This is a genomic window from Microbacterium sp. CFBP 8801 (assembly GCF_014839455.1).
Taxonomy (GTDB): domain Bacteria; phylum Actinomycetota; class Actinomycetes; order Actinomycetales; family Microbacteriaceae; genus Microbacterium.
On record NZ_JACYNU010000004.1, the window covers coordinates 41,204 to 55,003 of the forward strand.

General features: G+C 70.6%; 10 protein-coding genes. 3 read left to right on the plus strand and 7 right to left on the minus strand.

All coding sequences use genetic code 11. From position 1 onward, the window contains the following. Nucleotides 1-17 precede the first annotated feature (17 nt). The 3 genes from pstA to IFR11_RS06385 form a co-directional block, all read right to left on the minus strand. On the minus strand, nucleotides 18-1,109 hold the full coding sequence (pstA, locus tag IFR11_RS06375) for a phosphate ABC transporter permease PstA (protein WP_055838335.1): 1,092 nt from the start codon (nucleotides 1,107-1,109) through the stop codon (nucleotides 18-20). Continuing rightward, nucleotides 1,106-2,125: a phosphate ABC transporter permease subunit PstC gene (pstC, locus tag IFR11_RS06380; protein WP_191915616.1), complete on the minus strand. Its 1,020-nt coding sequence runs from the start codon at nucleotides 2,123-2,125 to the stop codon at nucleotides 1,106-1,108. The genes pstA and pstC overlap by 4 nt, the downstream gene beginning before the upstream one ends. Before the next feature lie 156 nt (nucleotides 2,126-2,281). Then, complete coding sequence (locus IFR11_RS06385) at nucleotides 2,282-3,409, minus strand: phosphate ABC transporter substrate-binding protein PstS (protein WP_055838330.1); 1,128 nt, start codon at nucleotides 3,407-3,409, stop codon at nucleotides 2,282-2,284. 159 nt (nucleotides 3,410-3,568) lie between these two features. On the opposite strand from IFR11_RS06385, the gene IFR11_RS06390 reads away from it, so the two are divergent. Beyond that, the gene (locus tag IFR11_RS06390) at nucleotides 3,569-7,513 is read left to right on the plus strand and encodes a Pls/PosA family non-ribosomal peptide synthetase (protein WP_342030256.1); all 3,945 of its coding nucleotides are present in this window, start codon (nucleotides 3,569-3,571) and stop codon (nucleotides 7,511-7,513) included. Further along, a complete protein-coding gene (locus IFR11_RS06395; RefSeq protein WP_191915617.1) occupies nucleotides 7,510-8,808 on the plus strand; it encodes a M1 family metallopeptidase in 1,299 nt (432 codons plus the stop codon). Before IFR11_RS06390 ends, IFR11_RS06395 begins: the two co-directional genes overlap by 4 nt. 156 nt (nucleotides 8,809-8,964) lie before the next feature. Here the strand turns inward: IFR11_RS06395 and IFR11_RS06400 are convergent, their stop codons facing one another. Genes IFR11_RS06400 through IFR11_RS06415 form a run of 4 tightly spaced genes read right to left on the minus strand, consistent with a single transcriptional unit; the run spans nucleotide 8,965 to nucleotide 13,323 of the window. Then, a complete protein-coding gene (locus IFR11_RS06400; RefSeq protein ID WP_191915618.1) occupies nucleotides 8,965-9,477 on the minus strand; it encodes a 4-phosphopantetheinyl transferase in 513 nt (170 codons plus the stop codon). Further along, entirely contained in the window at nucleotides 9,474-10,412 is a 939-nt protein-coding gene (locus IFR11_RS06405) for an NUDIX domain-containing protein (protein WP_191915619.1), read from the minus strand. Before IFR11_RS06405 ends, IFR11_RS06400 begins: the two co-directional genes overlap by 4 nt. Continuing rightward, nucleotides 10,409-12,574 (minus strand): RNA degradosome polyphosphate kinase, encoded by a 2,166-nt coding sequence (locus IFR11_RS06410; RefSeq protein ID WP_191915620.1) that lies wholly within the window; start codon nucleotides 12,572-12,574, stop codon nucleotides 10,409-10,411. The genes IFR11_RS06405 and IFR11_RS06410 overlap by 4 nt, the downstream gene beginning before the upstream one ends. 56 nt (nucleotides 12,575-12,630) lie before the next feature. Further along, a complete protein-coding gene (locus tag IFR11_RS06415) occupies nucleotides 12,631-13,323 on the minus strand; it encodes a winged helix-turn-helix domain-containing protein (RefSeq protein ID WP_055838310.1) in 693 nt (230 codons plus the stop codon). A gap of 114 nt (nucleotides 13,324-13,437) precedes the next feature. Here IFR11_RS06415 and IFR11_RS06420 point away from each other — a divergent pair, with 114 nt between their 5' ends. Next, nucleotides 13,438-13,728, plus strand: a complete 291-nt coding sequence (locus tag IFR11_RS06420) for a hypothetical protein (protein ID WP_191915621.1) — start codon at nucleotides 13,438-13,440, stop codon at nucleotides 13,726-13,728. Nucleotides 13,729-13,800 lie beyond the last annotated feature (72 nt).

Sequence of the window (13,800 nt, forward strand, 5' to 3'; positions counted from 1 at the left end):
GGAGTGCCTTTCCTAGCTCAGCGCGCCTTCGGCGCGAACACGGCCGCGACGATCCGGGCGATCAGGTTGAAGATGACGACGAGGACGACCAGCAGGAACGCCGCGCCCCAGGCCTGGGCCTGAGAGGCGTCGATGTCTTGGCCGGGGAAGCTGTAGGCGGTGTAGGCCATGACGGGGAGGGTCTGCATGGGGCCGTCGAACGGGTTGGCGTTGAAGTTGTCGGTGAAGCTCGCCGCGATGAAGATCGGCGCCGTTTCACCCACCACGCGGGCCACGGCCAGCACGACACCGGTGATGATGCCGCTGGCGGCAGTGCGCAGCACGACCTTGATGATCGTGGCCGAGCGCGGCACGCCCAGGGCGAGCGACGCCTCGCGCAGATCGGCCGGCACCAGACGCAGCATCTCCTCGGTGGAGCGGATGACGATGGGGATCATCAGCACGCAGAGGGCGATGGATGCCGAGAAGCCGCTGAAGGCCTTCGGACCGACGACGAGGCTGAACAGCGAGAACGCGAACAGACCGGCGACGATCGAGGGGATACCGGTCATCACGTCGACGAGGAACGTGATCGCGCGGCGGAGCGGGTTGTTCGGCTGTGCGTACTCGACGAGGTAGACCGCGGCCAGGATGCCGATGGGCACCGAGATGAGGGCCGCGATCCCCGTGATGATCAGCGTTCCGGTGACGGCCTGCCAGGCACCGGGGGTCGCGACGACCTCGAGGGTGTTCGGGTCGAAGGCGGTGCCTCCCACCTGCGTGATGAACTGCAGGTTGACCACCGCGAGGCCCTTCGACACCACGGTGTAGAGGGTCGAGATGAGCGGCGCCACGGCGAGAAGGAAGGCCACGGTGACGAGGCCGCGCACGACCCGGTCGACCGCTTTGCGGCGGTTCTCGACGATGCTGGAGCCGACGCCGATGGCGATCAGGTACAGCACGGCGGTCAGGATCAGCCAGGTCGCGATGTTGAAACCGCCCATGAGCAGCTGCATCGCGGCGACGACGACGGCGACACCGGCGAGCAGCGCGGGCTCGATGTAACGCGGGAGCCGGCCGCTGGTCAGCGCCAGGGGGGTCGAGGCCGCGGGGGTGACGGAGGCGGTCACGAGCGCTTTCCCTTCTTGCGACCCTTGGCCCCCGGGCCCGTCGCGGCGACGATGTAGCGCGCGAACATGTTGACCGCGAGCGAGACGACGAACAGCATCAGGCCCGTGCCGATCAGCGCGGAGCGCTGCAGGTCGGTCGCGATGGGGAAGTTCAGGGCGATGTTGGCGGCGATGGTCTGCGAGTTGTAGCCGTCGGTCAGCAGCAGCACCGAGTAGATGAGGCTCGGCGAGATGATGAGCGCGATGGCCATGGTCTCACCCAGCGCGCGGCCGAGGCCGAGCAGGGTGGCCGAGACCATGCCGCTGCGGGCGTAGGGGAACACCGCGAGGCGTATCATCTCCCAGCGCGTCGCCCCGAGGGCGAGGGCGGCCTCTTCGTGCAGGCGCGGGGTCTGCAGGAAGATCTCGCGGGTGATCGAGGTGACGATCGGGAGGATCATGACCGCGAGCACCACTCCACCGGTGAACATCGTCGAGCCGGTGCTCGACACGGGGCCCTGGAACAGCGGGATCCAGCCGAGGTACTCGTTGAGGAACTGGCTCACCGGCAACAGCAGCGGGCGCATCACGATGATGCCCCACAGTCCGAAGACGATCGAGGGCACCGCGGCGAGCAGGTCGACGACGTAGCCCAGGGCTCCGGCGATCTTGCGGGGCGCGTAGTGCGAGATGAACAGCGCGATGCCGATGGCGACCGGGGTGCCGATGACCATGGCGATGAGCGCCGCCCAGATGCTGCCGAACAGCAGTGGGCCGACGTACTCCCAGAAGTTGGTCCACGTGCCGTTCTGGTACCCGGCGAGGTCGCCCTCGGTCCAGTTGGCGGTGATGGCCGGAAGCCCACGCAGGATCAGGAAGATCGCGACGCCCGCGAGGATGATCATGATCGACACGGCAGCCGTGGTCGACAGACCGAGGAAGACCGTGTCGCCGACGCGACGCTTCCCGACGATGCTCGCTCGAGGCGGCGGAGGGGACGACGGGGTGGTCTCGGTGTCAGCGACGGTGTCAGTCACGCGGGACCTCACGCTCGGCACGGGTCATGGGGTGCTCCTCGGTCGGGTGTTCTGTGAGGATTCGGCTCAGCGAAACGCTCGATGATGATCGATCGCTTCGATCAGCCCGGCCCGACCCGCACGAGAGGTGCGAGCCGGGCCGAGTCCGACAGATGTTTACTTGATGGCCGAGAGGGTCTCGGCGGCAGCCTCGAGGACCGAGTCCGGCAGCGGTGCGGAGCCGGCGTTCTTGGCCGCGACCTGCTGGCCGAGCGAGCTCGTGACGAAGCCGAGGTACGACTTGACCAGCTCGGACTGCTTGGCGTCCTTGAACGTGCTGCAGGTGATCGCGTACGACACCAGCGGGATGGGGTACGTCTCGGCCGTGAGCTTCGAGTAGTCGAACTTCTTCGACAGGTCACCCGCGATGCCGTTGCTGGCGTCGACGGCCGCAGCCTCGAACGTCGCGGTGACGGCCTCGGGGCTGTAGGCGACGGCGGTGCCGTCCTGGATGACGGCAGCCGAGTTGAGGTCGCCGACGGCCGAGTGGTCGGCGTAGCCGATGGTGCCCGAGCCCGCCTTGACGGCCTCGACGACGCCGGAGCCGCCCTTCTGCTTCGACACGTTGCCCTCGACCGGCCAGTCCTTGCCCGCGGGGTAGGTCCACACCGACGACTGGGTCGCGGCGAGGTAGTTGGTGAAGTTCTGCGTGGTGCCCGAGCCGTCCGAACGCGCGACGGTCGTGATGGCGCCGGCGGGGAGCTCGGTGCCGTTGTCGGCGGTGATGGCCGGGTCGGACCAGTCGGTGATCTGCAGCGCGAAAATCTTGGCGATCGTCTCGCCCGAGAGCTTCAGCTCGGTGACACCGGGGATGTTGAAGATCATCGCGACGCCGTCGAGGTAGACGGGGATGTTCACGCCGCCCTCGGTGCACAGCGCCACCGACTGCGAGGTCTGGTCGGCGTTCAGCGGCGAGTCGGAGCCGGCGAAGTCGTACGCGCCGCTCAGGAAGTTGGTGACGCCACCGCCGGAGCCCTGCGACTTGTCGTAGTTGATCGTGACGCCCTTGGCCTGGGCGTTGTAGGCGCTGGTCCACGCGGCCTGCGCGTTGGACTGGGCGCTCGAGCCACCGGCGGTGATGGTGCCCGAGAGCGAGGAGTCGATCGTGAACGCCACGTCGGAGGAGGAGGGGGATTCCGAGGAGCCCGCGGCGCCGCCGGAGCTCGAGGGGCCGGCGCAGCCGGCGAGGGTCAGAGAGGCCACGGCGGCCACGGTGCCCAGCTGGGCGATTCGGGAGAGCTTCACTGTGTGAATCCTTCGCATGTCGGGAACAGGAACCCGGTGCAGGGTTCGTCGTGAACGGTAAGCAGCGACTCTTACGAGACTGCGCCCCACGGGTGAACGGGAGGTGAACCGGTGTGGCCCGTCCGGGGTGTTTTCCTGGGGGTTGTACTGTTCACCCCCGTGACGAACTCTGCCTCCGCCGCACAGGCTCCGCTGGACCGACGGGATGCCGCGGCTCCTGCGCGCACCCTCATCGATCTGCTCTCGAGCGTCGCCGCCCGGCATCCGGAGGCCTCGGCGATCGACGACGGCTCGGGCGCCCTGAGCTACCGGGAGCTGCTCGCGCGCGTCTGGCGCACGGCCGGCGCCCTGCACGCGGCGGGTGTGCGCCGCGGCGACCGCGTGGGGGTGCGGATGCCGTCGGGCTCCAAGGAGCTGTACGTCTCGATCCTCGCCGTCATGGCCGCCGGTGCCGCCTACGTGCCCGTGGACGCCGACGATCCCGACGAGCGGGCCCGCTTGGTGTTCGGCGAAGCCGGGGTCCGCGGCATCGTCGTGGGCGCGGGGGAGTTCGTCTCCCACGACGCGGATGCCGACCTCGTGCGCCTGTACGACGGCGACGCGCCGCATCCCAGCACGAACGCCGTGCCGGTGGTGGCCCCGCCCGGCGTCGACGACGACGCGTGGATCATCTTCACCTCGGGTTCGACGGGCGTTCCCAAGGGCGTCGCCGTCTCGCACCGTTCGGCGGCGGCATTCGTCGAAGCCGAGGCACGCCTGTTCCTTCAGCAGGAGCCGCTGGGACCGGGCGACCGGGTGCTGGCCGGTCTGTCGGTCGCGTTCGACGCCTCGTGCGAGGAGATGTGGCTCGCGTGGGGACACGGCGCGTGCCTGGTGCCGGCCCCGCGCTCGCTCGTGCGCTCCGGCGAAGACCTGGCGCCGTGGCTGCTGCGCCAGGGCATCACCGTGGTGTCGACCGTGCCGACGCTGGCGGCGATGTGGCCCGCCGACTCGATCGAGAACGTGCGCCTGCTGATCTTCGGCGGCGAGGCCTGCCCGCCCGAGCTCGCCGCCCGCCTGGTCGCCGACGGTCGCGAGGTGTGGAACACCTACGGGCCGACCGAGGCCACCGTGGTCGCGTGCGCGGCCGCGCTCGACGGCTCGCTGCCGGTGCGCATCGGTCTGCCGCTCGACGGATGGGCGTTGGCCGTCGTCGACGCCGAAGGGCTCCCCGTTCCCGAGGGAGGCACCGGAGAGCTCATCATCGGCGGGGTCGGTCTCGCCCGCTACCTCGACCCCGCGAAAGACGCCGAGAAGTACGCGCCCATGCCGACGCTCGGGTGGGATCGTGCCTACCGCTCGGGCGACCTGGTGCGATTCGAGTCGGAAGGCCTGGTCTTCCAGGGCCGCGCCGACGACCAGGTCAAGGTCGGCGGACGACGCATCGAGCTGGGCGAGGTCGAGTCGGCGCTGCAGGATCTGGCGGGCGTGAGCGCCGCCACGGTCGCCGTACGCACGACCGAGGCCGGCGTGCCCGTGCTCGTCGGCTACCTGGTCATGGACGAGGGCGTCGACCTCGACCGGCGCGCCGCGCGCGCCGCGCTCGCCGAGCGCCTGCCGGCGGCGACCATCCCGCTGCTCGGCGTCGTCGACGCGCTGCCGGTGCGCACCTCGGGCAAGGTCGACCGCGCGGCACTGCCCTGGCCGCTCCCGGGCGTCGACGCCCCCGCGCCGACCGACTTCTCGGCCGACGAGGCCTGGCTCGCCGAGCAGTGGCAGGCGGTGCTCGGCGTCGCCGTCACCGAGCGCAAGACCGACTTCTTCGACCTCGGCGGCGGTTCGCTCGCGGCCGCGCAGCTGGTCTCGCGCATCCGTACGCGGGTGCCGGAGTTCTCGGTCGCCGACATCTACGACGTTCCCCGTCTGGGCGCGATGGCGAAGGCCCTCGGTCCGCAGCTGGTCGACGAGGGCGCGGCGGAGTTCCACCGCGCCGAGCCCACCCCGCGCACGACCCAGTGGGCTCAGACGCTGCTGGGCGCACCGCTGTTCGTGCTCTCCGGCGTGCGGTGGCTGCTGTACCTGCTCACCGCGTCGGCCGTGCTGCGGCTCCTCCCCGGCTTCGACGTGCTGCCGTCGGTGCCCTGGCCCCTGCTCGTGGTCGGTCTGCTGATCTTCGCGACGCCGTTCGGACGCATGGCGATCGCCGTGGCATCCGCTCGTCTGCTGCTGGCGGGGGTACGCCCCGGGGATCACCCGCGGGGCGGCTGGGTGCACATCCGTCTGTGGCTCGCCGAGCAGATCGCCGACCAGGTGGATGCCGTGGGTCTGGCCGGCGCCCCCTGGGTGTCGTACTACGCCCGCGCTCTGGGCGCGCGGATCGGCCGGAACGTCGACATGCACGCGCTGCCGCCGGTCACCGGCATGCTCGTCGTCGGCGACGGCGCATCGATCGAGCCCGAGGTCGACCTCACCGGGTACTGGATCGACGGCGACCTCGTGCGCATCGGCGAGGTGCGCATCGGCGCCGAGGCGACGGTGGGAGCGCGCTCCACGCTCGCGCCGGGCACCCGCATCGGCCGACGAGCCGAGATCGCCCCCGGTTCCGCGGTGTTCGGCCGCGTCAAGGCCGACCAGTCGTGGGCGGGTTCGCCCGCCGTGCGCGTCGGCGGGACGGCGAAGGGATGGCCGACCGAGCGCCCGCCCGCGCCCACCCGCTGGCTGTGGGCGTACGCCGCGTCGGCGCTCGTGCTCGCGCTCCTGCCGCTCGCGGCCTTCACCGTGGGCGCGCTCGTGGTCGCCCAGGGCATGCGCGGCGCGGATTCGCTCGCCGGGGCCGCAGGGGGTGCCTTCGTCTGGCTCGTCCCGGCTGTCGCCGTCACGGGCCTCGTGTTCGCGGCATCCGTCGTCCTGCTCGTGCGGCTGCTCTCGATCGGGCTGACCGAGGGGACCCACCCCGTGCGCAGCCGCGTCGCGTGGCAGGCATGGACCATCGAACGACTTCTGGATGCCGCCCGCACGATCCTCTTCCCGCTGTACTCGTCGTTGTTCACCCCCGTGTGGTTGCGCCTGCTCGGCGCCGAGGTGGGTCGCGACGTCGAGGCGTCGACCGTTCTGTTGATCCCGTCGATGACCCGCATCGAAGACGGCGCGTTCTTGGCCGACGACACGATGGTCGCGTCCTACGAACTGCGCGCCGGATGGCTGCGGATCGGCCCGGTGCGCATCGGCAAGCGCGCGTTCCTCGGCAACTCGGGCATGGCTGCGCCGGGGCACCGCGTGCCGCGCGACGGATTGGTCGCGGTGCTGTCGGCGGCGCCGATGAAGGCCAAGGCGGGTTCGTCGTGGCTCGGCTCGCCCGCGGTGCGTCTGCGCCGCCTGTCGGCCGCGGGCGACGAGTCGCGCACCTACCGCCCCACGTCGGGTCTGCGCTTGGCGCGGACGCTGTGGGAACTGGGGCGCTTCGTTCCCGTCGTCGTCACCTGCGCCATCGGGCTCGGGGTGATCTTCGCCCTCGCCGGGCTCTGGCAGAGCGTCGGGCCGGTGTGGACGCTGCTGCTGTCGGGCCTGGTGATGCTGGCCGCGGGGGCGGTCGCCGCCGGGGTCTCGACCGCGGCCAAGTGGGCCATCGTCGGCGTCATCCGCGCGGGGGAACAGCCCCTCTGGTCGAGCTTCGTGTGGCGTACCGAGGTCTCGGACACCTTCACCGAGATGGTCGCCGCCCCGTGGTTCGCGCGCGCGGCGACGGGAACCCCCGCGCTCGCCGTGTGGCTGCGGAGCCTCGGCGCAACGATCGGTGCCGGTGTCTGGTGCGAGAGCTACTGGCTGCCCGAACCCGACCTGGTCACTTTGGGGGCCGCGTCAACCGTCAACCGCGGATGCGTGGTGCAGACGCATCTGTTCCATGATCGAATCATGAGTATGGATACCGTCGAGCTGGAAGCGGGGGCGACCCTCGGTCCGCACAGCGTGGTCCTTCCCGCCTCCACCCTCGGTGCGCACGCGACCGTGGGGCCGGCGTCGCTGGTCATGCGCGGTGAGACCGTTCCGGTCGGCTCGCGCTGGAGCGGCAACCCCATCGGTCCGTGGCGTGCCGTGAAGGTCCGCGCCTACCAGTCGACCACGTGAGCGCCACCGACTCCTACGCCCCGCAGAGCGGTGACGCCTCGTACGACGTGCAGTCGTACGACCTCGTCCTCGGCTATCGCGTACGCACCAATCGGCTCGAGGGAACCGCGACCATCGTCGCCGTCGCCCGCACTGCGGTGACCTCATTCGCCCTCGACCTCGTCGGGCTCCGCACGTCGCGCGTGCGCGTCGACGGGGCCGCCGCGCGGGTGACGGCCGGGCCGCACGCGATCCGCGTGACGCCCGCGCGCGCTCTCGCCCCGGGGGATCGGTTCGAGGTCGAGGTCGCGTACGCCGGCACGCCGGCGCCCCGTCGCTCGCGCTGGGGGACCGTCGGGTGGGAGGAACTCACCGACGGCGCTCTGGTCGCCGGCCAGCCCACGGGGGCTCCGACGTGGTTCCCGTGCAACGACCGGCCCGACAACCGCGCCTCGATGCGCATGCAGATCACGGTCGACGACGGCTACGAGGTCGCCGCGACCGGCGTCGCGGGAGCGAGTATGCGCCGGGGCGGTCGCACCACCCGGGTGTTCACCTCCGATGTGCCCACCGCCACGTACCTGGCGGCGGTGCACGTGGGCCGGTATCGCACGCGTCCCCTGGCGGGCAGTGGCGTCGATGTCGTGCCGCCGGTGACCGTCAGCGCCCCGCCGGCGCTGACGGCCGCGGTCGACCGCGCCTTCGCCCCCGTGCCCGAGATGCTGCGGCTCTTCGACCGCCTGTTCGGGCCGTACCCGCAGCAGGCGTGCACGCTCGTCGTCACCGCCGACGAGCTCGAGATCCCGCTCGAGGCGCAGGGCCTCGCCGTCTTCGGCATGAACCACCTCGTGCCCGCGGCGCAGCGCCTCATCGCGCACGAGCTGGCGCACCAATGGTTCGGCAACAGCGTCGGTCTCGCGCGGTGGAGCGACATCTGGCTGAACGAGGGCTTCGCCTGCTACGCCGAGTGGCTGTGGTCCGAGGCCTCGGGCGGCCCTTCGGTGCAGACCTGCGTCGACGACCACTACGCCCGACTGGCCGCCAAGCCGCGCGATCTGCTGCTGATCGACCCCGGACCCGACGACATGTTCGACGACCGCGTGTACAAACGCGGCGCGCTGACGCTGCACGCGCTGCGGCGGACCCTGGGCGATGTCGCGTTCTTCGATCTGCTGCGCGCCTGGACCGCCGACCACCGCCACGCACTCGTCACGACCGACGACTTCCGCGCCGCGGTGGCTCGGGCCGGGGGAGCGGATGCCGCGGCGGTGCTGTCGGCGTGGGTCGACCGCACCGCTCTGCCGTCGCGGGTGTGAGGTTCCGGCCCCGGTCGCCGGGGCGAGCGGAGGGCGAGGGGCGGAGGGAGGGGGCCTGAGCGCTCCGCGTCCTCCGCTCGTCCCTCGCCCTCCGCTCGTCACGCGTCGCGCCCGCCGCTCATCACGCGCCCCCGCGCCCGCCGCGCCCGGGCACCGCTATCGAGCAGCACACCCCACGCGTGACACCGCGACGGCGACAACGACGCGCGGCGGGCCCACCACGTCGTATCCGTCGTACGGAGCGCCGTCGTCGACCCGACCGACCCAGGTGTCGTCCGCCCGGGGCTCGATCCGCACGCGCGCCGGGTCGACGCTGAGCCCGCGACCGTCGGCCTTGAGCACCGCCTCCACCCGCGCCCAGGTGCGAGCATCCGCCCCCGGCAGGACGTTGTCGAGGCCGGTCGCCTCGGCGGGGACCGCGTCGACTCCCACCGACCCCGCTGAACGTGAGGTCGCCACCACCGCCCACCCCTCCGCGTACGAGACGGATGCCGTGGCCTCGACCCCCATGACCCGCACGCGCCCGTGTTCACCGCCGCACGCGGAGCACCGTGACACGACGTCCGCCCCCGGGAGCAGCTCGGCGAGCAACGACCGCGACACCTCGCGGCGCACCGCGCCCGGCGGGACCTCGCGCCACGCGACGCGGACGTCGGGGGGAAGGGTCACACCGGCGGCTCGTGCGTCTCGATGGCGACGATGCCCGCACCGGGGTGCGCCACCGGAATGTGCACGACCGAGAACCCGCCGGGTTCGAGCGCCGAGGAACTGCCCAGGTACGACCCGCGCATGGTGCCGGTGGCCAGTGCCATCTCGTTCAGGATGTCGGGCAGCACGGGACCGTGGCTGGCGAGGACGACGGGCTTGCGCGCCCGCACGCGCTCGCCGATGACGGTCCGCGCGTCGGAACGGCCCTCTTCCCAGGCGTCCTGGCTGATCTCGCCGCTGACCTGGATGCGTTGTCCGAGCGCGTGCGACAGGGGAGTGACCGTGCGGACGCAGCGCTCGGCGGGGCTCGAGACGATCCGGCGCACGCCGAAGGCGAGCAGCGGCCCGACGATGGCCTCGGCCTGTCGGCGTCCCCGCGTGGTGAGGGGGCGATCGTTGTCTTCGCCCTCCCATTCCTCGCGCGAGCGGGCCTTGGCGTGGCGCAGGGCGATCACGGGGAACGTGGGAAGCGCCTGCTCGTCGACCAACCGCGTGAACTCGTCGAGGATCTCGATGTCGACGGGGTAGCTGAGGTTCTTCCGCGCCTTCTTCAGGCTCACCCACTCGACGGCGGCCACCTCTTTGTTCGGCACGAACGTCGAGGTGCGCACGGCGGCATCGGTGGCCTCGGCGGCCCAGTAGTGCACGATCTTGGTGCGCGAGCTCGGCATCCGGTACCGCGACACTCCGACCGGCACGCCGAGCGCCACGCGGATGCCCGTCTCTTCCCGGATCTCGCGCACGGCCGTCTCGGCGAGGGTCTCGCCGGGATCGACCTTGCCCTTGGGCAGCGTCAGGTCGCGATACTTGGTGCGGTGGATGAGTAGGACGCGCAGCTTTCCGTCGACGACGCGCCACACCACGCCGCCGGCCGCATAGATCGCGGTCTCGGTCACCGCGCCGACCGTGCGCGGCGCTTGCGCTGGACGAGCGCCATCGTGTGCTCCTGCAGGTCGACCAGCGGCGCGCCGTCGGCGTCGACACTGTGACGCACCCACTCGCCCTCGGCACCGAGGTGCCACGAGCTCGTGCCGTCGTCCATCGCGAGGCTGAACAGCGTCATCAGTTCCTGAACCTGCGCGGGATCGACCACGCGCACCAGGGCCTCGACGCGGCGGTCGAGGTTGCGGTGCATCATGTCGGCGCTGCCGATGAACACCTGCGGGTCGCCGTCGTTGTCGAACGTGAAGATGCGCGAGTGCTCCAGGTAGCGACCGAGGATGGAGCGCACGGTGATGTTCTCGCTCATCCCCTCGACCCCGGGCTTGATCGAGCAGATGCCGCGCACCCAGACATCCACGGGTACCCCGGCCTGGCTGGCGCGGTACAGGGCGTCGATGATCTCTTCGTCGACCATCGAGTTGACCTTGATCCGCACGCCCGAGGTCTTGCCCTCGAGGGCGTTGCGACGCTCTTTGTCGATGTGGCGCAGCAGACCCTTGCGCAGGTGCAGGGGGGCGACGAGAAGGCGCTTGAACTTCTTCTCGATCGCGTACCCGCTGAGTTCGTTGAACAGACGGGTCAGGTCGCGACCCACCTGATCGTCGACGGTGAACAGGCCGAAGTCTTCGTAGATGCGGCTCGTCTTCGGGTTGTAGTTGCCCGTGCCCACGTGACTGTAGTGGCGCAGGCGTGCCTCTTCTTCTCGGATGACGAGGGCGAGCTTGCAGTGGGTCTTCAGCCCCACGAGGCCGTAGACGACGTGCACGCCGGCCTTCTCGAGCTTGCGCGCCCAGACGATGTTGTTCGCCTCGTCGAAGCGCGCCTTGACCTCGACGAGGGCGAGCACCTGCTTGCCTGCTTCGGCGGCGTCGATGAGCGCCTGCACGATGGGGCTGTCGCCCGAGGTGCGGTACAGCGTCTGCTTGATGGCGAGCACGTGCGGGTCACGGGCGGCCTGCTCGAGGAAGGCCTGCACACTCGTGGCGAACGACTCGTAGGGGTGGTGCACGAGCACGTCGGCCTTGCGGATCGCGCCGAACAGGTCGGCGCGGCCGTTCTGCTCCGCCGGCTGGAAGGCCAGGGCGGTCTTGGGCACGTGGGGCGGGTAGCGCAGGTCGGGGCGATCGATGCGCGACAGGTCGAACAGGCCGCGCAGGTCGAGGGCGCCGGGCAGGCGGTAGACCTCCTGCTCGGTGATGTCGAGCTCGCTCAGCAGCAGCGATCGGGTCACGTCATCCATGTCCTCGGTGATCTCGAGGCGGATGGGCGGCCCGAACCGTCGACGCAGCAGTTCGGCCTCGAGTGCCTGGATGAGGTTCTCGGTCTCGTCCTCTTCGATCGTCATGTCTTCGTTGCGGGTCAGACGGAACGCGTGGTGGTCGAGCACCTCCATCCCCGGGAACAGATCGCCGAGGTGGTTCGAGATGAGCTCCTCGAGCGGCAGGTAGCGCACGCCGGGGCCACCGCTGATCTCGACGAAACGGGGGAGCATCGGGGGCACCTTCAGGCGCGCGAACTCCTGTCGGCCGGTGCGCGCGTTGCGGATGCGGATCGCGAGGTTGAGTGAGAGGCCCGAGATGTAGGGGAACGGGTGCGCCGGGTCGACGGCGAGCGGCATGAGCACCGGGAAGACGTTGCGCTGGAAGTACTCGGTCAGTCGAGCGGCCGTGTCTTCGTCGAGCGAGTCCCACGACACGACCTCGATGCCGGCCTCGGCCAGCGCGGGGCGCACCTTCTCGGTCCAGGCGGCGGCGTGGCGCTCCTGCAGGCGGTGCGCTTCGGCCGAGATGTCGGCGAGCACGTCGAGCGGCGCGCGGCCCACGTTGGTGGGTACGGCGAGGCCGGTGACGATGCGGCGTTTGAGGCCGGCGACACGCACCATGAAGAACTCGTCGAGGTTGCTGGCGAAGATGGCGAGGAAGTTGGCTCGTTCGAGCACCGGGACCATCGGGTCTTCGGCCAGTTCGAGGACGCGCTGGTTGAACGACAACCAGCTGATCTCGCGATCGAGGTAGCGGTGATCGGGAAGCTGGTCGTCCGCGGCCTCGACGGCTTCGTCGAAGTCGTCGTCGTCGGCGTCGCCGAGCCCGGCATCCAGCGCGTCGTGTTCCATCATTCCCACATCATGTCAGGGGTCGGTGACACGCGAGTGAACACGAGGTGCGTGCGTCGTCAGGAGGGGGAGGATGCCGCGGGCGCGGGGTCGTCTTCGTAGACGTTGAAGCGGTACCCGACGTTGCGGACGGTGCCGATCAGCTGTTCGAGATCGCCGAGCTTCGCGCGCAGTCGTCGCACGTGCACGTCGACCGTGCGGGTGCCGCCGAAGTAGTCGTAGCCCCAGACCTCGCTGAGCAGCTGCTCGCGCGTGAACACCCGCGAGGGGTGCGTGGCGAAGAAGTGCAGGAGCTGGAACTCCTTGTAGGTCAGATCGAGGGGTTTGCCGTGCACCTTGGCCGAGTACGAGGACTCGTCGATCGAGATGCCCGAGGTCTGGATGCGCGTGGACACCTGGTCGGCGGCACGGCGCCCCATGGCCAGGCGGATGCGGGCGTCGATCTCGGCGGGGCCGGCGCCGACGAGCACCACGTCGTCGATGCCCCAGTCGGTCGAGACGGCGGTGAGACCGCCCTCGGTGACGATCAGCACGAGCGGTGCTTCCATGCCGGTCGTCGAGATGATCTTGCACAGCGACTTGGCGCCGACGAGGTCGAAGCGCGCGTCGATGAAGACGACGTCTGCGCTGGGCGCGTTCACCAACTGAGCGGGCTCGGCGGGGATCTGGCGCACGCGGTGGCTCAGCAGTTCGAGCGCAGGCAAGGCCGCTCCGCCGCCGGGTGCGGAGCTCAGAACCAGAAGCTGTGCCAAAGGGACCTCCCGCGCGACCTGCCGCGCACCCGCCCATCTTAGGGTGACGCGCCGCCGCGCGCCGTCATCGGCCCGCGCTCGCGCTCTCGGCCCGTCCTGGGTGATGATGGATCCATGTCGACTCCCGACCTCGCGCCGCGCCGGACTTTCGGCGGCATCGTCGCCGTGTGGGTACTCGCGCTGATCGCCGGAGTGGCCATCGGGGTGTTCGCCCCCGAGGGCTGGCGTGCGCAGTGGGTGACCGTCGCGCTCGGTGGTTGCCTGATCGTCGCCTTCGCCATCCAGCTCTGGTACGGGCGGTCGCAGGCGTTCATCCAGCGCATGGCGCTGAGCGCCCTCGGTTCGCTGCTCGTGCTCGGCATCGTCACGGCGGGTTTCGGTCTGGCATCCATCGTCAACGGATGACGGGTCGCGACGATCCGTCGCGCGCGGTTCCCGGATAGACTCGCCTCATGGACCTCCTCGCGCTCGAACTCT